The following is a 21,375-nucleotide window of genomic DNA, read 5'->3' as shown; positions in this document are numbered from 1 at the left end:
AAGGAGAGGAAAATGGGCGAGACAGTTATTGAAAAAATTATAAGAAACAATGTTGGAAAAACAGTAAAGCCTGGAGACATTGTAACGGTCAATGTAGACAGGGTTATGATTCATGATATATTTATTCCATTTGTAGCAGAAAAGTTTGAAGAAATGGGCTTTACGAAGCTCTGGGATCCAGATAAAGCAGTACTCATATATGACCATCTGGTTCCTGCAAGTCAGTTAGATGATACCAGACATTTCCATGCGGGAGATGCTTTTGCCAGGAAATATGGCATGAAAAATGTTCACAGAAGTGATGGAATCTGCCACCAGTTAATGACAGAGGCAGGTTATGTAAAACCGGGAAATATTGTATTTGGTACAGACAGCCATACCACTACCTACGGATGTGTAGGCGCTTTCTCTTCCGGTATCGGATATACAGAGATGGCAAGTATTCTGGGAACAGGAACTATGTGGATCAAAGTTCCTGAGACAATTAAGGTTGTGATCGAGGGAGAACTTCCGGAAAATGTTATGTCCAAAGATATCATCCTGCGTCTGATCGGTGATCTGGGAGCTGATGGAGCAACATACAGAGCACTTGAATTTACCGGCAGTACAGTAAAGAATATGACAGTAGCAAGCCGTATGACTATGGCAAATATGGCGATTGAGGCAGGTGCAAAATGTGCACTGTTTACACCGGATGAAAAAACTGCAGAATATTGTGACATAGAGTTGAATGAGTTCCAGAAGAGCCTTACAGGAGATGAAGATGCAACCTATATGAAAACAATCACTTATCGCGCAGAGGATTTTGTACCGGTTATGGCATGTCCGTCTCAGGTAGATAAGATTAAAAATGTAAGTGAACTTGAAGGAACAGAAATAGATCAGGTATTTATCGGTTCCTGCACAAATGGCCGTCTGGAGGATCTCAGAGCTGCAGCGGAGGTGTTAAAGGGCAAAAAGGTAGCAGATTACGTTAAATTGATTGTAACTCCTGCAAGCCGTAAAATATACCGTCAGGCAATTGCAGAGGGAATTATGGATACTCTGGCAGAAGCAGGTGCAATGATCACACATCCCGGATGTGGATTGTGCTGTGGACGTGCAGGAGGTATCCTTACCGACGGTGAACGTGTAGTAGCTACAAATAACAGAAATTTCCTTGGTCGAATGGGAACATCTAAGGTAGAGATTTACCTTGCATCACCAAAAACAGCAGCAGCGTGTGCAATTGCTGGTAAAATTGTAAATCCAGAGAAATAAAACGTACAATAAAATCAATGCGATATAAATCGTACAGATGAGCAACGAAACTACAGAATAACAAAAAAAGAATAAAATTAACGGATAAGTCCACTGCATTATTTATAAAAGGAGTAAGCAGTGGACTTATTTTATGTTATAGGAGATTACTTTGTAATGTTCCTATAACATACATAAAGATGCAGAGAAAGTAAAGCCTTCCAGGCAGGAGCGTACTGCGGTGTAGAGGAATTATGTCGCTGAAGCTACGTGTCGCAGACGGAGAATCTTGCTTGCAGGATTTTTCTTGTGTCAGAGAATGACACTGTAATATGTTTCATATCACATAATAAATCATTTGACGGGATAATAAGGAAAGAAAGGACGGGGAAAAGCATGTAAATTTGATTGTATAGAAAAAGTTTCTTAGACAGAATTGTTCAGTAGGAGTCTGATCTCCGACGAAAACATGTACTTTTTTGAACTTGAAATTGAACAAATAGAATCTGCGGAATGACGTGAAAACCGCATAAATAAAAGGAATTTCAAAAATATCAAGACTAAAATTGAACGCATATTGAACCAAAACAAGAGAAGTTAAATTATAGTTCAATATATAGTTCAAAAACATAAATTAAACTAATTGAACTTGTATAACAAAACAATTAATATGTTCAATATAGTTCAATTAACAATGAACTATAAAATGAACTAAAAGTTGAACCATGCTGATGAAATTGAAAATAATAAAATTTACCGTTGAATTATTAGTTCAATTATAGTATAATAGCAAAGAAAAAAACTTGAAAAAGCTGATAAAATGCGGGATTTTAAAATGAACAGAACATATATTTGTGTATGATGCTGAAAGAAATACATTTGAACTTAATTAATGTTTGTATGTCTGAATGTATTTTGATTCCCGTATAAACAATATAATATATCTGTTTTTTCTATAACATATATGCGAAAGAATTAAGAAATATAACAATGTAATTTGTTTTTTACAGAGAACGGAGATAGTATTTATGAATAATATATTTGCTGAACGATTAAAACAAGCAATGGAACAGAAGAATATGAAGCAGATCGACCTTGTAAAAAAGGCGGCAGAGCAGGGCGTGAAACTTGGAAAGAGTCATGTGAGCCAGTATCTGAGTGGAAAAACAACTCCCAGATCAGAAATTCTTAATTTTCTGGCGACAACATTAGGAGTAGAAACTGAATGGCTGAAAGGAACCGAGGTATCTGTAGACACTTTAAAGAAAGAGACAAATGAGGCAGGAATTCAAATGGAAAATATGAAATTTGATTACAATTATAATAATATGAAAGAAAATACCAGGGAGACAGTTGAGGAAGTACAGGTTCGTGAATTTAAAAAATCATCTAAATTAAATAACGTATTATATGATGTAAGAGGACCGGTTGTAGAAGAAGCTGCACGTATGGAAAACGCAGGAACTCAGGTTTTGAAACTGAATATCGGAAATCCGGCACCATTTGGATTCAGAACACCGGACGAAGTGATTTATGATATGAGACAGCAGCTGACAGAGTGTGAGGGATATTCTCCTGCAAAAGGTTTGTTTTCTGCCAGAAAAGCAATCATGCAGTATGCACAGTTGAAAAAGCTCCCTAATGTATCAATTGAGGATATTTATACAGGAAACGGTGTCAGTGAACTGATTAATCTCTGTATGTCAGCCCTGTTGGATAATGGAGATGAAATTTTGATTCCATCTCCGGATTATCCGTTGTGGACTGCATGTGCAACTTTAGCTGGTGGAAAAGCAGTACATTATATTTGTGATGAGCAGGCAGAATGGTATCCGGATATGGATGATATCAGAAAGAAAATTACCAGCAGAACAAAAGCAATCGTTATTATAAATCCGAATAACCCGACTGGTGCGTTGTATCCGAGAGAGATATTACAACAGATAGTAGATATTGCCAGAGAACATCATCTGATCATTTTCTCTGATGAAATCTATGACCGTCTTGTAATGGATGGAGCAGAACATATTTCCATTGCTTCAATGGCTCCGGATTTATTCTGTGTAACATTCAGCGGTTTATCCAAATCACATATGATCGCGGGCTTTAGAATCGGATGGATGATTCTCAGTGGCAATAAGGCAGTTGCAAAAGATTATATAGAAGGAATCAAGATGCTTTCTAATATGAGACTTTGTTCTAATGTACCGGCGCAGTCAATTGTTCAGACTGCATTGGGCGGACATCAGAGTGTGGAGAGTTATATTGTTCCTGGTGGACGTATTTATGAGCAGAGAGAATTTATTTATAATGCGCTGACAGATATTCCGGGAATTACTGCTGTGAAACCGAAAGCTGCATTTTATATGTTCCCTAAGATTGATACAAAGAAATTTAATATCGTAAATGATGAGAAATTTGCATTAGATTTATTAAAAGAGAAGAAGATTCTGCTTGTACATGGCGGTGGATTTAACTGGCATCAGCCGGATCACTTCAGAGTGGTTTATTTACCAAGAATAGAAGTATTAAAAGAAGCAGCCGGCAAAATCAGAGATTTTCTGGAATATTACCAGCAGGAAATATAATCTGTCAGTGAGAAATGGGTACTATGTTTCACGTGAAACATAGTACCCATTTCCTGATATTATAAAAACTTTTGGTCAAACGGATAAAATCATCCAATTTGCTACGCAGCTCTACATCGAATAATTGTGCTACAGTAGATTTGCTTGACTCGGGTCAAGCGGATAAAATCATCCGCTTCGCTACGCAGCTCTACACCGAATAACTGCTTCGCAGTTTATCAGAAGGAGTTTACACTTCTCCTGATACAAGCAAGTCCTCACCCATTGCTTATTGCTTTTCGTAACCTTCGCAGGGGACTTACTTGATTCGGTTAAATTGTGGAATTACTACAGGAATACAATATGTTTGTTTCACGTGAAACATAATGTGCCGACAAGATTATCCAAGAATCAAATAGTGACAAAATTTTATAAAAAATTAAGTGGTGAATAACTATCAGATGTGATAAACTATGTTTAATGCGTTATTTGCGAAATAGTTATTATTCTGATAACAGTAAATGAGGTTAGGTTTAAAAGTATTTTGCCCCTGATATCATCAAATGATGCTGTGATATAAATTTCTGGAGGTATGACGAAAAATGGAAAATGAGGAAAAAAACCAGACAGAACAGTCAGACAAAAGCAGGTCTGTGTGGAGGGAGTTGTGGGACTATGCAAAGATTATCATTGCAGTCTTTGTTATAGCGTTTCTGTTGGGACACTTTGTATATATTAATGCACGAGTGCCGTCAGGTTCTATGGAAGAAACAATTATGACAGGTGACAGAGTATTTGGAAATCGTCTGGCATATATAAAAGATGATCCGGAGAGATTTGATATTGTAATATTTAAATATCCGGATGATCCATCTCAGCTTTTTGTAAAACGAGTAATTGGTCTTCCGGGAGAAACAGTAAACATTGTAGATGGAAAAGTGTATATCAATGATTCCGAAGAACCGCTGGATGACAGCTTTTGTCCGGAAACACCGGAAGGAAGCTTTGGACCGTATACAGTTCCGGAGGGATGTTATTTCATGTTAGGAGATAACAGAAACCACAGTATGGATTCCAGATACTGGCAAAATCCGTTTGTAGAGGAAGATGCAATAGAGGCAGAAGTAGCAGTTCGTTACTGGCCGTTAAATAAGATAGGAACTGTAAAATAATCGTGACGGTTCCATATTTTCAAAAGTCAAGCGGATAAAATCATCCGCTTCGCTACGCAGCTCTACACCGAATAACTGCTTCGCAGTTTGGAAATTTTATAAAAGACTGTTAAAATCAGGAAAATCACATATTAGTGTCCTGATTTTGACAGTCTTTTGTTGTCTGTGGATTTTTCAAATGTTATACTGTAAGACAGGAGGAAAATGAAGAAAATGGAATGCTGGATAGTTATAACAATTCCGTAAAATGTAAAAAGAGAAAGGAAGACGAATATGAAAAGATGGAAAAAGTTTATAGCAATGGGACTGGCGGTATCTATGACAGTTCCGTCCTGTATACCGCAGACATTGTGGGCTTCAGAGTTTTCGGCAGGAAGTGTTGAATCAGTAGCAGATGTTTTTGAAGATGGTGCCGGATATGAGACAGGAAATGAGTCAGGAAATAAAATATCTGATGAGAATAACAGTGGAGATGAGTTTGGAACAGGAGAGTTAAAAGATCAGGAACCGGAACAGTCGGAGACAGAAGATTCAGTAAATGCCGGACAGAGCGCAGAAGGTTATAATATTCTGCTTTACAGTGATGGTAAACTGGAAAAAACATATGTGATACCCTATGCAGATGCGGATATTGCTAAAGTACCGGAAGCACTGAGGGGAAAGACAGGTTACGTTTTTAAAGAGTGGAATACGAAAGAAGATGGAACCGGTGAAACCTATAAACCGGGAGACTCTATTAAGAAACTTCTTGAAACAGCAGATATGGCAAAGCAGGCTCAGGAAACCAGTGAGAGGACAGAAGCCGGAGAAGAAATAAAACCAGAAAAAGATGTGATGCAGGAAGAAAATGATGTGGCACAGACGGACAGCGCATCATGGGAAGAAAAGACTGATAAGGCAGAAATGCAGATATCAGACACAGAAAATGATGGAACAAGTCCGGATATATCTACAGATAAGGCTATTGCAGCAGGAGATACAACAGCAATAACCCTGTATGCAATCTGGGAGAAAGCATCCGAATATAAAATCACATATAAACTTAATAAAGGAAAAAATAATACTGCTAATCCCAAAACTTATACTTCAGAAGATGAGATTAAATTTAAAAAGCCGACGCGTTCCGGATATCATTTTGTGGGATGGTATACAGACAGTAAGTATAAAAATCAGATAAGCGTGATTGAAAAGGGTTCAGAAGGTTCCCTTACTTTATATGCAAAATGGACAAAGGAAATCAGTCCTTCGGCGAAAGCTGCATCACTGGATTATTTAAAAGGAACAAAGGCGAATACCATCACTGTATCCGCAACTGTTTCAAATTATGTGAAAAGTTCGGATGGTTATTACTATCTGGTGTATGTAGATTCTAATTCCGGTAAAGTGAAAAAAACGGTGGGTAAAGTAAAGAAGCCGGAGAAGGCAAAAGGGAAGATCACATTTAAGCTGAACATTTCCGGACATCCGGAATATGCACAGGGAAAATTTGCCATAGGGATAAAAAAATCTAAATCTGCGTATAGTGTGATCAGTCCGAAAAGCTATGTCAGCAATCCGGAGAAACTCAGTACAAATACAGCAGCATATTTTGTTCCGGGGACCAAAAAAGGAATTCAGGCTACAGATATCAACGAGCTGACAGATACAAAATCCAAAACAGTATTTTTTAACTTATATATTTCAGACCTGATGCGAAAAGACAGTGGTGTGGAAACATATAAATATAATGGGAAAACATATCATTTTAATGGTCTGTACGGATATGTATATCTTGTTCAGCAATGTAATGCAAAGGGAATCCAGGTGACTGCACAGATCAGTATTGACAGGAATGCCAGTACGCAGAGCTTTATTACGGGAAACAGTCCTTATGCAGAAACAGCTTATTATGGATGGAACACAGATAACAGCACAACTAGACAGACTATGGAAGCAATGTTTGCATATCTGGGAGAGAAGTTTGGAAAAAATAACTGTTATATAAGTAACTGGATCCTGGGAAATGAAGTAAACAGTGCAAGCGGATATTATTATGTAGGGAATGTCAGTTTTTCAAAATTTATCTCCATGTACAGTGAAGCCTTTCGCTGCCTTTACAATGCAGTGAAAAGCAGCCGGGGAAGTTCCAAAGTATTTATCTGTCTGGATAATTGCTGGAATCAGAAAAATGCCTTTACTATTTGCTATAGTGCAAGATCAACTCTGGAAAGCTTTGCGGCGAAGATTTCTGATATGCAGAAAGATGTGAACTGGAATCTGGCATATCATGCATATAATCAGCCGCTTTCAGATTCACAGTTCTGGTCAGGTGCAAATGCATCCATGTTTACCAGTGATGCGAACACCACCACGTTTATCACTATGCGTAATATCCAGACACTTACAGATTATGTGAAAAACAGATTTGGTTCCAATACAAGGATCATTCTTTCGGAACAGGGATTTTCTTCCACTTATGGAGGACAGGCAAATCAGGCGGCAGCAATTGCACTGGCCTATTATAAGGCTGCCTGCAATCCAATGATTGATGCATTTATTATAAGAAGCTATGAAGATGAAGCCCATGAGGTGGCTCAGGGACTGGCAATGGGATTGAAGGATGCCAATGGGAAAAAGAAAACATCGTATAATGTCTTTAAAAATATGGATAGTTCCAATTCCCTGAAATATACAGAAAAGGTACTAAAAAGTCAGGTTGGAAACTGGAAATCACTGATTCCGGGATATAGTACCGGAAAAATTTCCTCCATGTATCGAAAGTGATATAACTGACAGACAGGACTGATTTTAAAAATTGCTGTCATATTAAAAATGTATAAAATTGTCACAAATTAAACACATTTTTCCCACACAAAGAACACAAATCATTCCTATACTTAAAAGCATCAAAAGGAAACAGAGATAAATAAATGACATAGATAAATGACATAGATTCATGGAGGGACTTTATTATGATGAACAAAGATAACAGAAATGATAAAATCAGAAAGATTGCAAAGAAAGGTCTTACACTCAGCTTATGTGCAGTACTTGCAGGAGGACTTGCAGCAGGAAGTTTTGAGGGAGTAAATAAACTTGCAGGATGGAGCGGAGCCACAACAGTGGAAGCTGCTTCAAATAAGGACGAGACAACATTGACATATGCAAAATCCGAGAAGAAGGATGCAGATGCCAGTGATTCCAAATCAGATACCGGAAAAGATACAGGCAGCACAGCAAAAGGAAACCTTGATGTGTCTGAAATCGCATCAGAAGCACTTCCATCTATTGTATCTATTACAACCAAGTCAGTTCAGGAGGTACAGAATTACTTCGGAATGTATGGAATGTATGGATATGCACCACAGCAGCAGGAACAGGAAGTAGAGGGCAGTGGTTCCGGTATTATTGTTGGTAAGAATGATGATGAACTTCTGATTGCTACAAATTATCATGTAGTAGAAGGTGCGGATACATTGTCAGTTGCATTTACAGATGGAAATGCAGTGGAGGCATCCGTAAAGGGATTTGATGAAGAGAGAGATCTTGCAGTTGTATCTGTATCTCTGGATGATGTTAAAGATGATACAATGGATGCCATTTCAATTGCGAAGATTGGCAGTTCTGATGATCTGAAGGTAGGTGAGCAGGTAATTGCAATCGGTAATGCTCTTGGATATGGACAGTCTGTTACAACCGGTATCGTAAGTGCCAAGAACCGCAGAATGGATTCTGACAATAACACAGTAACAGATGGAAGTGATGACAGCAGTGACGGTGTAAACCTGATCCAGACAGATGCGGCTATCAACCCTGGTAACAGTGGCGGTGCTCTTCTGAATATGGAAGGTGAGGTTGTTGGTATCAACTCTGCAAAACTTGCTTCTACTGAAGTAGAAGGTATGGGTTATGCAATTGCAATCTCAGACGTGACTGACATTCTTCAGAATCTGATGAATGAGACATCAAGAGATAAACTGGATGATTCTGAACATGGTGTACTTGGAATCGAAGGTTCTTCTGTAAGTTCTGAGGCAGTTCAGATGTATGGCATTCCGGCAGGAGTTTTTGTAAAAAAAGTAACAGAAGGTGGAGCTGCTGATAAAGCAGGTCTGAAAGCAAACAGCGTTATTACTGAATTTAATGGAAAAACTGTTTCAAGTATTGATCAGCTGAGCGAATATCTTTCCTATTATGAACCAGATGAAGAGGTAGAGCTGACTGTGCAGGTTCCTCATGGAACAAGTTATAAAGAAGAGACTGTTAAAGTAACTCTGGATGAGAATACAGATGCTGATGACAGTGATGATAACGATAAAGACAGTAAGAAATCTAAAAAGGATTCTAAGAAATCCTCAAAAGATGCTGATGAAGATGTAGACGAAGATACAGACAGTGAGGATAGTATGGACTCCGATGATACAGAGGAAAGTGAGAATCCATTTATCCAGTACTTTGAGAATCAGGGATTTTTCAGATAATACCGGCAGAAAATAAAATTATATGATATCCGGATATAAAATCTGTGATAGTGTGTAGTGATGCGGATGATTTCATCTGCCTGATATCAGCACTTTCATATGTGAGAGAATTACATGTGAAAGTGCTTTATTATGCTATGGGAAACCATTCCATAATATTCTTATAGCATAATAAAGCCCTCCGGGCAAGGATCACACTGCGGCGGGTTGATTATATTATAGTGGTATGTGAACAGTAACAAAGATTCTAAGGTGCTTTTGTGAAAGAGCACTTGAGAACAGCTATATGGCGTGATATAATAATATCATTGCGAAAACGCAGGTTTAACAGTGTAGATGGGGATAAAGAGGAGAAAAATATGACAGTAAAAGAATGTTATGAACAGATGGGTGCAGATTATGAAGGTGTACTTGGAAGACTGAGAAGTGAGGTTCTTATTAAGAAATTTGCAAAGAAATTTCTGGATGATGGAAGTTTCCGGAGTCTGAAGGATAATCTGGCACAGAAAAATGGGGAAGAAGCTTTTCGTGCAGCTCATACCTTAAAAGGTGTATGCCAGAACCTTGGATTTGATAATCTGTATAAGGCAAGCTTTGATATTACAGAGAAGCTCAGAGGAAGAGATACTGAAGGCTGTGAAGAACTTCTGGCAAAAGTGGAAGAGCAGTACAATAATACAGTAGATGCGATTCATATGATGGAAGACTGATGAAGGCAGCGATTTTTGATGTAGATGGAACGCTGCTGGATTCTATGTCTGTGTGGGAGGATATTGGAGAACGTTATCTTGCGAGTCAGAATATCACAGCGGAGAAAAATCTCCGGGCTGTTCTGCACACCATGAGTCTGGAGCAGGGAGCCGCCTGGATGAAAGAAAAATATCAGTTGGATAAGTCCATTTCACAGATTATAGAAGAGGTTCTGAAAATTGTAAGTGATTTTTACCGGTTTGAAGCACTGTTGAAACCAGGAGTGAAGAAAACTCTGGAATGGTTTAAAGAGAGAAATATACAGATGACAGTTGCAACATCTGGAAACCGGGAACTGACAGAAGCAGCACTTGCGAGAAACGGGATTCTGGATTATTTTGAGCAGATTTACACCTGTACAGAAACAGGTGCAGGAAAAGATGAACCGTTGATCTACCTGAAGGCAGCAGAATCTATGCAGGCAGAACCGAATGAGACACTTGTATTTGAGGATGCGCTTCACGCAGCGAAAACTGCAAAAAAAGCAGGATTTGTGGTTATTGGTGTCTATGATGAAGAAAACAGGAAGAATATTTCCAAAATGAAAGAAGTCTGCGACTGTTACTGTGACAGGATGGATGCGGCGATTGAGAATATACGTTTGACAATATAAAAAAGAGGTTTCGTTAAACTTTGGGGTAACGAAGCCTCTTTTTTTAGTAAGTTGTTAGTAAATTAGTACCAGCGTGTCATTGGCAGATTATTATTAATTCCTTTGATCATAAGAATCTGGTGAAGATCAATGATTCCGTTATGGAAAGTAGCTGCACATACGGACAGGTAAAGATCCCACACAGGACTATGATATATCTTGAAAGGGAGTTAGCGCCAATGGAAGAATTGTACAAAGACAGAGAAAAAAGTGGTGGAATCTTGTGAAAGGTTGATTATAAAAAACTGGAAGTTTTTGTATAAAAAGTCGTCGTATTAATTGAAATGAACTCTTCAATATACTATAATTGTAATATAAAATTCAAATGTACTCTGAAGAGTATATTTCAAAAGGAAGGGAGGAAACTTCGAGCAAAATTTCTCAGGAGGAATAGAAAATGAAGAGGAAAAGATTTACAGCACTGAAGGTTACACTCACAGCGATGATGCTGACGGCAGCACTTACATCTGGAGCAGGAAGTGCTTATGCGGCTGACCTGTCACAGGAGGGTGGAAGTGAGCCGACAGTTACAATAACACCTTCACCGGAGGTAACACCGGAACTGCCATTACCGACATCAACACCGAAACCAACACCAGTGCCTAAAAATGGACTGTTGAAGGAAGGAAAAGTATATCGCTATTACGTAAATAATAAACCAGTCAGAAATAAATGGAAAAAGATTAATGGTAAATACTACTGGTTTAAATCCAATGGAGTTGCAGCTCATGATGGACATTACAAGATTAAAGGAGTTTTTTATCTGTTTAATAAGAATGCACAGAGAATAATTCCGGGTAAGAAATCAATTGTAAAGGTTAATGGTGTAAAGTATTTTGTTGATGCCAAGGGAAGACCTGTTACAGGATGGAATGAGTTTAATGGTAGAATGTACTATGTGCATAAGAACGGTAAATGTGCAACAAATGAAACTATAGGTGGAATAAGATTTAATAAGAACGGATATGCTTCAAATCTGACACAGGCGAGATGCAAGCTTGCGGCAAGGAACTTTATTGCACGTCACAGTAATGCCAATGCAAGTAATTATGAAAAATTCCGTTCCTGCTTTTATTATATTATGGCCTATACAAACTTTGTAGGATACATGGATCCTACACCTCAGGAGTTTAAGACAAAAGATTGGGTTTATAAATATTCCCTTCAGATGTTCCAGAACGGTCTTACAGGAAACTGTTATGGAATTGCCAGCAGTGTGGCTGCAATCGCGAAGGAACTGGGATATGAACCCTATGTTATTACAATTCCGGATGGACACAGCTTTGTTATGATTAACGGGCTCTATTATGATAATATGTACGGAACGTTGTTTGGCGCAGCTACACGTCCTGCATATACAATAGAACATAAAATTAAATTTTAAGAAAAGGAGTATGGAGAATGAAGAAAACAAAGAGATTCCTTGCAGTTGTGCTTTGTATGCTTCTTATGCTGACACCGTTGGCTGTTGTAGCAGAAACAGTGACAGTACAGGCAGCAGGACCGCAGACTGTTAAGGTAAAACTGGACAAAAAGACAGGAAAGAGATATGGATATGATGAGAATAACCAGAAGGTTACTCAGCAGTGGGGAGTAACAGCAAAGGGTTTCCGTTATTATTTCGGAAAAAACGGAGCTGCTTATCAGGCGGATCAGGATATGGTTGGTAAGTATGGTATTCTGATGAAGAAGATTAATGGTAAGTACTATGGGTTTGATGTAAGTGGTCACACAGTAAAGGGAATACGTGTAGGAAGTGTCAGCATGTATGAGATTCCGAAGCTGTATTACTTTAATCCAAAAACAGGAGCTGTAGATAAAAAGAAGACGTCTTTATACAGAAAATATGCGGCAACATCTACTCTGGCAAAACAGAACAATGCGTCAAAGATTAAGAAGGTTCTGGGAAAATATAAAAAATGTACGATAAGTAAGGGCAATACCTGTATGCTTGATGGAAACGGCAAGGATGTCACCTACACATACGATTATGTACAGTTAAATGTTGTGCGTCCTACAGGAAAAGGAAGCAGCGCAGAAGTTGTTGCGAGTATCACGGTAAGACGATAATTATCCAGGTTAATCGGTTGCTTCGGCTGTGAAAAATTATAAAGCAGCTGAAGCAATTTGTAGATAGTAAGTTAACAAAAAAGAAAGGAACAGAGTTATGAACAGGAAAAAAATCACAGCATTATTACTTAGCTCAGTAATGGCATTTACACCTGCCATGCCGGCTATGGCAGAACAGTCAACGATCATTGATTATGTGGATGGAACAACTGATAGTACAGTTGAGACACCAGATGTAACTCCGACACCACTTCCGGAGAAGAAGGAAGGATGGGAAACTGTTGATGGAGTTAAATATTACTATGTAAATGGTGAGAAGATTACAAATAAGGTAAAGAAGATTGGTAAATACACTTATTGTTTTGATAAAACCGGAAAACTTGTGACTAATAAACCGTATTATAAGGTTAATGCAAAGACCTATTATAAGATTAAAAAGAATGGACAGGCAACAAAGCTGTCAGCAGTAGAAACTATGGCTGCAGTCCGACTTCAGAAGTGTAAAGGAAATCTGAAGAAGGCATTCAACTGGTCTGTTTCTCTGCAGTATGCAGGCAATGTAAAGGTTTCTAAAAAAACACCTACAGAATATGGTTTATATGGATTTAAAACAGGCAGTGGCGATTGTTATGTAATGGCAGCTACTTTCTACTGGATGGCTAAAGTCGCAGGATATGATGCTCATTATGTAAAAGGATATTTCCAGAAATCCGGTGGTAAGAAGGGAGCACATGCGTGGGTTGAAATAGATCAGAAGGTGAATGGTAAAAAGAAAACTTATGTGTATGATCCGAATTTCCAGAAGGAATACAAACTGAATGGTTATAAACTTACATATGGTGCGAAACGTACTCTGAAATATGTAAATTATAAGAGAGTTAACTAAGCATTGAAATGTTTTTGACTTTGGTTACGAGCAAGTAACGAAGTGAATGATTTTATCTGTTTAACAGTAAGGCAAACAAGAACTATAAAGAATGACCAGAAAGGATTTAAAGACAATGAAGAAAAAAGTTGTAACAGCATTTATGATGGCTGCACTTGGAAGCAGTCTTGTATTCAGTCAGGCAGTGATGGCAACAGATACTACAGCAAAAACAGAGACTTCAGAAGATGCGGATAAGGATTCCACAGAATCTGAAGATAAAGATGTAGCAGAAGATGCAGATAAAGCTGATGAAGAGAAAGAAGATTTAAAGACAATTGGTGAGAAACCGGAAGAGGACACAGAGGGTGTTTTTTCTGTAAAACTGAAAAATCTTACAGGTAAAGTTATCACAGGTGTTACTGTTAAGAATGAAAAAGACGAAGAATATCCGGATAATTTCCTGAAAGAAGAAGATAAGTTCGAAGCAGATGAGGAAAGAGTTCTCTGGTTTGATCCGAGTGCTAAAGATAAAGCAGATGAGGAAAACAAGGATTCTTCAAATGATACAAAAGAGACCACAGATACTGAAGAAACAAAAACAGAAGATGCCAAAACAGATGAAAAAGCAGAAGGCGAAGATAAGGATGATGCTGAGAAGGAAATCCCGAAATATAACATTCAGTTAACTTTCGAGGATGGAACAACCGCTGAGATCCATACTTTCCCATTTGGCGATACAGAGGAAGCAGAACTTAAGTTGGAAGGTGAAGTAGCATATCTGGTATTTGACAGTATCAGCCAGAAGAAAGAATACAATACTCTGGAAACAGAGAAAGCATTAGCTCCGAAGCCAACTGAGGCAGCTGCACAGGCAGCTTCTGAAACAACTCAGAGTTATGATAACAGTAGTGATTACAGCAATGACTATGATTACAACAATGACTATGATTATAGTAATGACTATGATTACAGTAATGATTATGATTATGGTAATGATGATTCCGGTGATTATGATGGTTCTGATGATGGTGGTTCCGATGACGGTGGAGACGGATGTCTGGATGATGGGTTATTAAATTAATCAGATTCAGTAGTTGTAAAGGGAAAATGCATTAAAAAGTATAATAAAACAGGGCACTGCATTATCTGAGGGAATAACATAGTGCAGTGCCCTTATTATAAGTACAACTGAAGAATTGTACATATTTAGGGAGAAAGATCATGTCATTAGTTTCAAACTTGTTTTTACTGTTTGTGGCGGTGAGTGTGCTTGTTTATTATATTGTGCCGCACAAATTTCAGTGGCTGGTTTTGTTATGTTTCAGCTATATATATTATCTGGCAGGTGGCGTCCGTTACGTGGGCTTTATCCTGTTTTCCACATTGGTTACCTGGGGGATTGCACTTGCAGTTGAAAAGGCAGAGGCAGGTGGAAGTCACAAAAGTGCAAGAAATTTTCTGGTGCTTGGATTAATATTGAATTTTGGTATGCTTGGAGTGATAAAGTATACAAATTTTATGATTGAGAACCTCAATGCTTTGTTTCATATGAATTTAAGAGGAATGGAAATCCTGCTTCCATTGGGAATATCGTTTTACACTTTCCAATCCTCCGGATATCTTCTGGATGTGTACTGGAAGAGATGTGATGCGGAGAGGAATCCTGTAAAATATGCATTGTTTGTTTCTTTCTTTCCACAGATTCTGCAGGGACCAATCGGAAGATACAGTCGTTTGGCACATCAGCTTTATGAACCTCATAAATTCGAAGGTAAGAATATTACCAGAGGCTTTGAGCGCATTCTCTGGGGATTTTTTAAGAAGATGATCCTGGCGGACTGGGCAGCAGTGTTTGTAGATGCGATTTTCGACAATCCGGATCAGTACAGCGGACTGGCAATCTTTGGCGTATTATTTTACACAGTTCAGCTATATGCAGATTTTTCCGGTGGTATGGATGTGGTAATTGGTATTGCGTCTATGTTTGGAATTGAGCTGGATGAGAACTTCAAGCGTCCGTTCTTCTCCATTTCCATTACAGATTTCTGGCACCGCTGGCACATTACTCTTGGTACCTGGATGAAGGATTATGTGTTCTATCCTGTGACATTATCCAAGTGGATGGGAAAATTTGGCAAATGGGGCAAGAAGGTATTTGGCAAAAAGACCGGACGTACATTACCAATCTGTCTGGCGAATCTGATCGTATTCTTCGTTGTTGGTGTATGGCATGGTGCTGCCTGGAAGTACATTGTATACGGTATGTACAATGGTATTATCATTGCTTTCAGCGGACTTATGGCAGAGCATTACAGAAACTGGAAAAAGAAATTCAACATCACTGGAAAAGAGAACTGGTATCATGTATTTATGATCATCCGTACTTTTATCCTTGTAAATATCAGCTGGTTTTTTGACAGAGCGGACACAGTAGGACAGGCTTTTCATATGATGAAGCTTTCTGTCACAAAGTTTGCACCGTCACAGTTACTGCTGATCCCGGCCGGTAAAGAAGGAACTGCTTTTACCCCTTATGCGCTGGCAATCCTGGCAGCAGGCTGCATCATTCTGTTTATTGTAAGTGTCCTTCAGGAACGTGGCATGAAGATAAGAGAATCACTTGCAGGACTGAGTCTGCCAATTACTGTAGCAATTTATTTTTGTCTGCTGGCATCCATCGGATTCTTTGGATCAACAGCAGTAGCGAGAGGATTTATTTATGCACAATTTTAAGAAAGTTTTAAAAACGTTCCTGGTATTGGTCGTGTGTGTGGCTCTTCTGGCAGCACTTGACCTGGCACTTTATCCATGTACATTTATGAGAAATGATGTGCATGCAGTTGTGACACAGCAGTTTGATGACATTATCGTGGGAACTTCCCATGGAAAGATGGATATTGATCCGGAGGTGATGCAGGAAGTTACCGGACGCAGTGGACATAATCTTTGCGTTGGCGGCGAGTATGGAATCGATGCGTATTATCTGACTAAACTGATCAAAGAGAAACAGAATCCGAAGAGAATTATCTATGAGGTTGACCCGGGATATTTTGTATCTGAAAAGGAAGAAGGAAATAACTACCTGCTTTTTTATCATGAGTTTCCATTTTCAAAAGCAAAGGTAGAATATTTCTGGAATTCTATTGCAAAATGTAATTTCCGTACTGTGCTTTTCCCATGGTATGAATATTCTCTCAGCTATGAATTGCCGAAAATCAAAGATACATTTACTCAGAAAGTAACGGGTGATTATGACGTATCTCATCTGAAGAGTGATTCTCAGGAATATCATGAAAGTGGATTTATTGAGAGATATCCGGTGGATGTGACAAAGCTTAAGAAATCAGAACCTAAGCTCTATGAAGAGGGTAAGGTAAACGAAGAGAACATGGAATATCTGAAGAAGCTGATCACATTCTGCAAGGAAAATGATATAGAGTTTGTTGCAGTAACTACGCCAATTCCAATAAATACTCTGAAGGATTACAGTGACAGTTATAATGCAGCATGGAAATATTTCGGGCAGTTCTTTGAAGAACAGGGCGTAGAGTATCTTAACTTTAATACGCAGTATTTTAAGGCATTTACACATGACCTGAAAGCATATACAGATTATGACGGACATATGAATGGGGATGCTGCAAAAGAATACTCTGAAGTGCTGGCACAGGTGTTGGAGAGTGCCGGACAGAGGAAGTAATTTCAAGGCTGCAAAAAGACAGTAATAAATCAATATAAAAACCTTGTGAAGTACAGAGGGGAGGAATTACATATGAAGACAAGTATTCTGGAGTATCTTGAAGAATCCGCACGGAAATATCCGGATAAGACAGCTTTTGCAGATGAACATACATCCTGCACATTTAAAGAACTGGAGCAGACTGCACGCAGAACAGGAACTGCACTTGCGAAACATTTCACACCGAGAAATCCGGTACATGTATTTATGGAGAAGAGTGTAGAGACAATAGGAGTTTTCATGGGCGCTGTTTATGCAGGATGCTTTTATGTACTGATGGATACAAAACAGCCGGCGAGCAGACTTCAGCAGATCCTTGGAATTCTGGACAGTGATGTGATCGTTACATCTGAGAAATATCTGAAGGATCTGGAGAAACTGGAGTTCAAAGGAAAGGTTCTGATGGCTCCGGATCTTGCTGCTGAGCAGGAGAATGAAGCTGTGCTGAATGAGATCAGAGAACAGGCATTGGATGTGGATCCGCTGTATGGAATTTTTACTTCCGGGTCAACAGGAGTTCCCAAGGGAGTTGTGGTAGGTCATCGTTCAGTGCTTGATTTTATTGATTGTTTTACAGAGCTTTTTGATATTACAGATAAAGATGTGATGGGAAATCAGGCACCCTGGGATTTTGATGTATCTGTTAAAGATATTTATTCCGGACTGAAGACAGGAGCAACTGTCCAGATTATTCCGAAGCAGCTATTCTCTTTCCCGATGAAGTTGATTGACTATCTGATTGAGAGGGAAGTGACCACGCTGGTGTGGGCGGTATCTGCGCTGTGTATTATCTCAACTTTGAACGGATTTGAATATAAAGTTCCGGATAAGATTAAGAAGATTCTTTTCTCAGGAGAGGCTATGCCTGTGAAACATCTGAATATCTGGAGAAAATATCTGCCGGATGTTATGTATGTAAATATTTATGGACCAACTGAGATCACATGTAATTGTACGTATTATATTGTAGACAGGGAGTTCCAGCCTGGAGATGTACTTCCTATGGGCAAGGCATTTCCAAATGAAAAAGTATTCCTTCTGGATGAAGAAGACAAGCTGATCACAGAGAAAAACAAAAATGGTGAACTCTGCGTAACAGGAAGTGCACTTGCACTGGGATATTACAAAAACAGAGAACAGACTGCGAAGGTTTTTATTCAGAATCCACTGAATGACAGATATCTGGAGCCAATGTATAGAACCGGTGATCTTGCTTATTATAATGAACGTGGTGAGTTGTGCTTTGCAACACGTAAGGATTTCCAGATTAAGCATATGGGACATCGTATTGAGCTTGGAGAAATCGAGGCTGCTATGGATAAGGTTCCGGAGATTGTGAGAAGCTGCTGTATTTTTGATACAGTTAAAAGCAAAATCGTAGCTTTTTATGAAGGAGATATTGAGAGAAGACCGCTGGCAAAAGCGTTGGGGCAGTATGTACCTGCTTTTATGGTTCCGAATGTATTCCGCCAGGTGGAGAGCATGCCTCTTACAAAGAATGGAAAGATTGACAGAAAAGCTCTTACAGCTATGTATCAGGAGGAAAAGAAATGAGTTCCTATGGATTTATAAAAGAACTGATCGAGAAAGAACATACTCCAACTCCAGCTTATGTTTTTGACCTGGATAAGATGAAAGAATTTGTAAAAAAAGTGCAGAGCTGTCTTGGAGAGAGCGCACAGTTATGTTATGCTATGAAAGCAAACCCTTTTCTTACAGGACCCATGATGGATGTGGTTCCTACATTTGAAGTGTGCTCACCGGGTGAATTTCGAATTTGTGAGCGTGTTGGTGTGCCGATGGAGAGAATTGTTCTTTCGGGTGTGTATAAGAACCCTGAAGATATGGAATATGTACTTTCTACATATGGAGGAAAGGGAGTGTATACTGTAGAGTCTTTGCAGCATTTACAGATTCTGAATGATACTGCAGTGAGACTTGGCATGAAGATTACGGTGTTGATCCGCGTGACAAGCGGAAATCAGTTTGGCGTAGATGAAGCAGATATCAGGAAAATCATTTCTGACAGAACAGATTATCCGGGGGTTGAGATAGAGGGACTTCAGTTCTATTCCGGAACTCAGAAGAAAGATCTCAGTCAGATGAAAACAGAGCTGGAGCATCTGGATGAATTTATCGGGGAGCTGAAATCTGAGAGTGGATTTGAAGCACAGGTGCTTGAGTATGGTCCGGGATTTTTTGTCCCATATTTTAAGAAGGATAAGAGCGAGGACGTGGAGAATATTCTGAGTGAGTTCAGAGCACTTCTGGAAAGTCTTAATTTCAGGGGTAAGGTTGTTCTTGAGATGGGAAGATTTCTGGCAGCAGCCTGTGGATATTATGTGACATCAATCGTGGATATGAAGGTGAATAAAGAACAGCCGTATGTGATCATGGACGGTGGTATCAATCATCTGAATTATTATGGACAGGCGATGGCAATGAAACAGCCGTACTGTACACAGCTTGATACAGAAGGAAATGAGAAGACAGGGGGAGAAGATGAATCCTGGAATCTTTGCGGTGCACTCTGCACGGTCAGCGATGTGGTCGTAAAGCGATTTCCACTTCACAAACCGCAGCTTCATGATATACTGGTATTTGAACGGGTAGGTGCTTATTCCGTTACAGAAGGAATCTATTTATTCCTGAGCCGTCCTCTTCCGAGAATCTATTTCTGGACAGAGGGAGAGGGACTGCGCATGGTGCGGGATGGTGTACATACAGATCTTTTAAATTCAGAGAAATAAAAGACCATGGCAATACCGAAAAATAATGGAATTGCTGAAAAAACAAAAAATAAGGAGATATGAAAAAATGGAAGAATTAATTGAATTACTGGAAGAAATCCAGCCGGATGCAGACTTTGAAAACTGTGATACTTTGATTGACGATGGAATCCTTGATTCCTTTGCAATCCTGTCTATTGTAAGTGAACTGCAGGATACTTATGACATTACTATCACTCCGGCAGATATTATTCCGGAGAATTTTAACTCTGCAAAAGCACTGTGGGATATGGTGTGCAGACTGAAAGATTGATTTATTTATTTATACAAAGCAGACAGGGATTATAGTAGTTCTCATAAAATCAGTTAAAAGGGGGACGCAAAGCCCAATAATTCCTATCGGCTCGGTTTCGGACCTTAAGAAAAGCTAAGCCCCGCAAGATCAGCTAAAAGCATTCGCAGATAACTCAAACTCGCTGCGCTCAGACAGTGAGTGATCTGCGAATAACGCTGATCTTGCGGGGCTAAGATTTTCTAAAGATCCTGCAAATGTCGCTCGATAGGAATTATTGGGCTTTGCTGGCAGTTGGCTGTGACTGGGCGGCTGAGGGAGAAGAGGAATGGTGATCTGTTAGTTTTGTGGAATAGAAAAGTTTCTTATATAGTATGAAGGGGACGGAAAAGCTGGGGCGTTGTGTATATATGGTATGTGAGTGCTGTGTGCAGGGCGGGGGAGGATGAAGGTGGAGGGATAGAATCCAGGTGTCGGATGGGATGAATGTCTGATGTGGACTGGATGAATCCAGGAGTATGTTTAAAAAATCATTTCCACAATGTGTACGCCCCACTTTGCGGTATATTTTGCCCGAATTCGGTTGCCGTAGTAAGGCGGAAATAAAAAAGTTTGTCAAATTATGAAATTAACTGTTGACATTGTGGTTTTTCGGTGTTATATTAGATGAGCTGTCGGAAATAATTGTTTATTATATAAAAACAATTCAGATAGATTTCTGAAAGAAAAAAGAAATTTAAAAAAGTGCTTGACAACTTGAAACAAACGTGTTAAAGTAATCGAGTCGCTTGAACAGAGCCGACAATCACAGATCAGAAGAACAGTTCCGAAATCCGG

Annotated in this window: 17 protein-coding genes and 1 pseudogene; 17 read left to right on the top strand and 1 reads right to left on the bottom strand. The window is 39.1% G+C overall.

Translation table 11 applies throughout. From position 1 onward, the window contains the following. Window positions 1-12 precede the first annotated feature (12 nt). From LJE12_RS16220 to LJE12_RS16190, 7 genes are all read left to right on the top strand, one after another. Window positions 13-1,260, top strand: a complete 1,248-nt coding sequence (locus tag LJE12_RS16220) for a 3-isopropylmalate dehydratase large subunit (RefSeq protein ID WP_026650143.1) — start codon at window positions 13-15, stop codon at window positions 1,258-1,260. 1,007 nt (window positions 1,261-2,267) lie between these two features. Further along, a complete protein-coding gene (locus LJE12_RS16215; protein ID WP_081026468.1) occupies window positions 2,268-3,827 on the top strand; it encodes an aminotransferase class I/II-fold pyridoxal phosphate-dependent enzyme in 1,560 nt (519 codons plus the stop codon). 581 nt (window positions 3,828-4,408) lie between these two features. Next, complete coding sequence (gene lepB, locus LJE12_RS16210; protein WP_008708256.1) at window positions 4,409-4,978, top strand: signal peptidase I; 570 nt, start codon at window positions 4,409-4,411, stop codon at window positions 4,976-4,978. 273 nt (window positions 4,979-5,251) lie between these two features. Further along, complete coding sequence (locus tag LJE12_RS16205) at window positions 5,252-7,741, top strand: DUF5722 domain-containing protein (protein WP_118759565.1); 2,490 nt, start codon at window positions 5,252-5,254, stop codon at window positions 7,739-7,741. A gap of 188 nt (window positions 7,742-7,929) precedes the next feature. Beyond that, window positions 7,930-9,438: a S1C family serine protease gene (locus LJE12_RS16200; RefSeq protein ID WP_227227089.1), complete on the top strand. Its 1,509-nt coding sequence runs from the start codon at window positions 7,930-7,932 to the stop codon at window positions 9,436-9,438. A gap of 359 nt (window positions 9,439-9,797) precedes the next feature. Beyond that, complete coding sequence (locus tag LJE12_RS16195; protein WP_008708253.1) at window positions 9,798-10,148, top strand: Hpt domain-containing protein; 351 nt, start codon at window positions 9,798-9,800, stop codon at window positions 10,146-10,148. Further along, entirely contained in the window at window positions 10,148-10,801 is a 654-nt protein-coding gene (locus tag LJE12_RS16190) for an HAD family hydrolase (protein ID WP_227219470.1), read from the top strand. Before LJE12_RS16195 ends, LJE12_RS16190 begins: the two co-directional genes overlap by 1 nt. A 62-nt stretch (window positions 10,802-10,863) precedes the next feature. On the opposite strand, the pseudogene LJE12_RS20790 reads toward LJE12_RS16190, so the two are convergent. Next, window positions 10,864-10,983, bottom strand: a pseudogene (locus LJE12_RS20790) (SAM-dependent methyltransferase); the annotation flags it as partial. A 254-nt stretch (window positions 10,984-11,237) separates the two neighbouring features. Here LJE12_RS20790 and LJE12_RS16180 point away from each other — a divergent pair. The 10 genes from LJE12_RS16180 to LJE12_RS21155 all read left to right on the top strand — a co-directional run bounded on the left by LJE12_RS16180 (window position 11,238) and on the right by LJE12_RS21155 (window position 21,144). Next, window positions 11,238-12,224 (top strand): hypothetical protein, encoded by a 987-nt coding sequence (locus tag LJE12_RS16180; protein ID WP_227219468.1) that lies wholly within the window; start codon window positions 11,238-11,240, stop codon window positions 12,222-12,224. Window positions 12,225-12,241: 17 nt separating this feature from the next. Next, complete coding sequence (locus LJE12_RS16175; protein ID WP_128868165.1) at window positions 12,242-12,910, top strand: hypothetical protein; 669 nt, start codon at window positions 12,242-12,244, stop codon at window positions 12,908-12,910. A 97-nt stretch (window positions 12,911-13,007) separates the two neighbouring features. Beyond that, a complete protein-coding gene (locus LJE12_RS16170; RefSeq protein ID WP_118611238.1) occupies window positions 13,008-13,796 on the top strand; it encodes a transglutaminase domain-containing protein in 789 nt (262 codons plus the stop codon). 115 nt (window positions 13,797-13,911) lie between these two features. After that, entirely contained in the window at window positions 13,912-14,859 is a 948-nt protein-coding gene (locus LJE12_RS16165) for a hypothetical protein (RefSeq protein WP_227227090.1), read from the top strand. 140 nt (window positions 14,860-14,999) lie between these two features. Then, window positions 15,000-16,511, top strand: coding sequence for an MBOAT family O-acyltransferase (locus LJE12_RS16160; RefSeq protein ID WP_020993151.1), 1,512 nt, complete (start codon window positions 15,000-15,002; stop codon window positions 16,509-16,511). Continuing rightward, window positions 16,498-17,478, top strand: coding sequence for a hypothetical protein (locus LJE12_RS16155; protein ID WP_227227091.1), 981 nt, complete (start codon window positions 16,498-16,500; stop codon window positions 17,476-17,478). The genes LJE12_RS16160 and LJE12_RS16155 overlap by 14 nt, the downstream gene beginning before the upstream one ends. A gap of 72 nt (window positions 17,479-17,550) precedes the next feature. Further along, the gene (locus LJE12_RS16150; protein ID WP_227227092.1) at window positions 17,551-19,071 is read left to right on the top strand and encodes an amino acid adenylation domain-containing protein; all 1,521 of its coding nucleotides are present in this window, start codon (window positions 17,551-17,553) and stop codon (window positions 19,069-19,071) included. Continuing rightward, the gene (locus LJE12_RS16145) at window positions 19,068-20,267 is read left to right on the top strand and encodes a diaminopimelate decarboxylase family protein (RefSeq protein ID WP_173681706.1); all 1,200 of its coding nucleotides are present in this window, start codon (window positions 19,068-19,070) and stop codon (window positions 20,265-20,267) included. The genes LJE12_RS16150 and LJE12_RS16145 overlap by 4 nt, the downstream gene beginning before the upstream one ends. A 67-nt stretch (window positions 20,268-20,334) precedes the next feature. Then, window positions 20,335-20,559, top strand: coding sequence for an acyl carrier protein (locus LJE12_RS16140; protein WP_117676612.1), 225 nt, complete (start codon window positions 20,335-20,337; stop codon window positions 20,557-20,559). Window positions 20,560-21,024: 465 nt separating this feature from the next. After that, complete coding sequence (locus tag LJE12_RS21155; protein WP_349826404.1) at window positions 21,025-21,144, top strand: DUF6783 domain-containing protein; 120 nt, start codon at window positions 21,025-21,027, stop codon at window positions 21,142-21,144. The last annotated feature ends 231 nt before the right edge of the window (window positions 21,145-21,375 follow it).

It is taken from the genome of Blautia sp. DFI.6.71 (genome assembly GCF_020593585.1).
Taxonomy (GTDB): Bacteria; Bacillota; Clostridia; order Lachnospirales; family Lachnospiraceae; genus Blautia_A; species Blautia_A wexlerae.
Note: the sequence above shows the minus strand (reverse complement) of the source record. Positions and strands in the feature narration are given on the sequence as shown.

Coding starts and splice junctions, on each gene's coding strand:
- LJE12_RS16220 (WP_026650143.1), top strand. CDS start 13: ATGGGCGAGACAGTTATTGAAAAAATTATAAGAAACAATGTTGGAAAA.
- LJE12_RS16160 (WP_020993151.1), top strand. CDS start 15,000: ATGTCATTAGTTTCAAACTTGTTTTTACTGTTTGTGGCGGTGAGTGTG.
- LJE12_RS16155 (WP_227227091.1), top strand. CDS start 16,498: ATGCACAATTTTAAGAAAGTTTTAAAAACGTTCCTGGTATTGGTCGTG.
- LJE12_RS16140 (WP_117676612.1), top strand. CDS start 20,335: ATGGAAGAATTAATTGAATTACTGGAAGAAATCCAGCCGGATGCAGAC.
- LJE12_RS16215 (WP_081026468.1), top strand. CDS start 2,268: ATGAATAATATATTTGCTGAACGATTAAAACAAGCAATGGAACAGAAG.
- LJE12_RS16165 (WP_227227090.1), top strand. CDS start 13,912: ATGAAGAAAAAAGTTGTAACAGCATTTATGATGGCTGCACTTGGAAGC.
- LJE12_RS16180 (WP_227219468.1), top strand. CDS start 11,238: ATGAAGAGGAAAAGATTTACAGCACTGAAGGTTACACTCACAGCGATG.
- LJE12_RS16145 (WP_173681706.1), top strand. CDS start 19,068: ATGAGTTCCTATGGATTTATAAAAGAACTGATCGAGAAAGAACATACT.
- LJE12_RS21155 (WP_349826404.1), top strand. CDS start 21,025: ATGTCTGATGTGGACTGGATGAATCCAGGAGTATGTTTAAAAAATCAT.
- LJE12_RS16200 (WP_227227089.1), top strand. CDS start 7,930: ATGATGAACAAAGATAACAGAAATGATAAAATCAGAAAGATTGCAAAG.
- LJE12_RS16205 (WP_118759565.1), top strand. CDS start 5,252: ATGAAAAGATGGAAAAAGTTTATAGCAATGGGACTGGCGGTATCTATG.
- LJE12_RS16195 (WP_008708253.1), top strand. CDS start 9,798: ATGACAGTAAAAGAATGTTATGAACAGATGGGTGCAGATTATGAAGGT.
- LJE12_RS16170 (WP_118611238.1), top strand. CDS start 13,008: ATGAACAGGAAAAAAATCACAGCATTATTACTTAGCTCAGTAATGGCA.
- LJE12_RS16175 (WP_128868165.1), top strand. CDS start 12,242: ATGAAGAAAACAAAGAGATTCCTTGCAGTTGTGCTTTGTATGCTTCTT.
- LJE12_RS16150 (WP_227227092.1), top strand. CDS start 17,551: ATGAAGACAAGTATTCTGGAGTATCTTGAAGAATCCGCACGGAAATAT.
- lepB (WP_008708256.1), top strand. CDS start 4,409: ATGGAAAATGAGGAAAAAAACCAGACAGAACAGTCAGACAAAAGCAGG.
- LJE12_RS16190 (WP_227219470.1), top strand. CDS start 10,148: ATGAAGGCAGCGATTTTTGATGTAGATGGAACGCTGCTGGATTCTATG.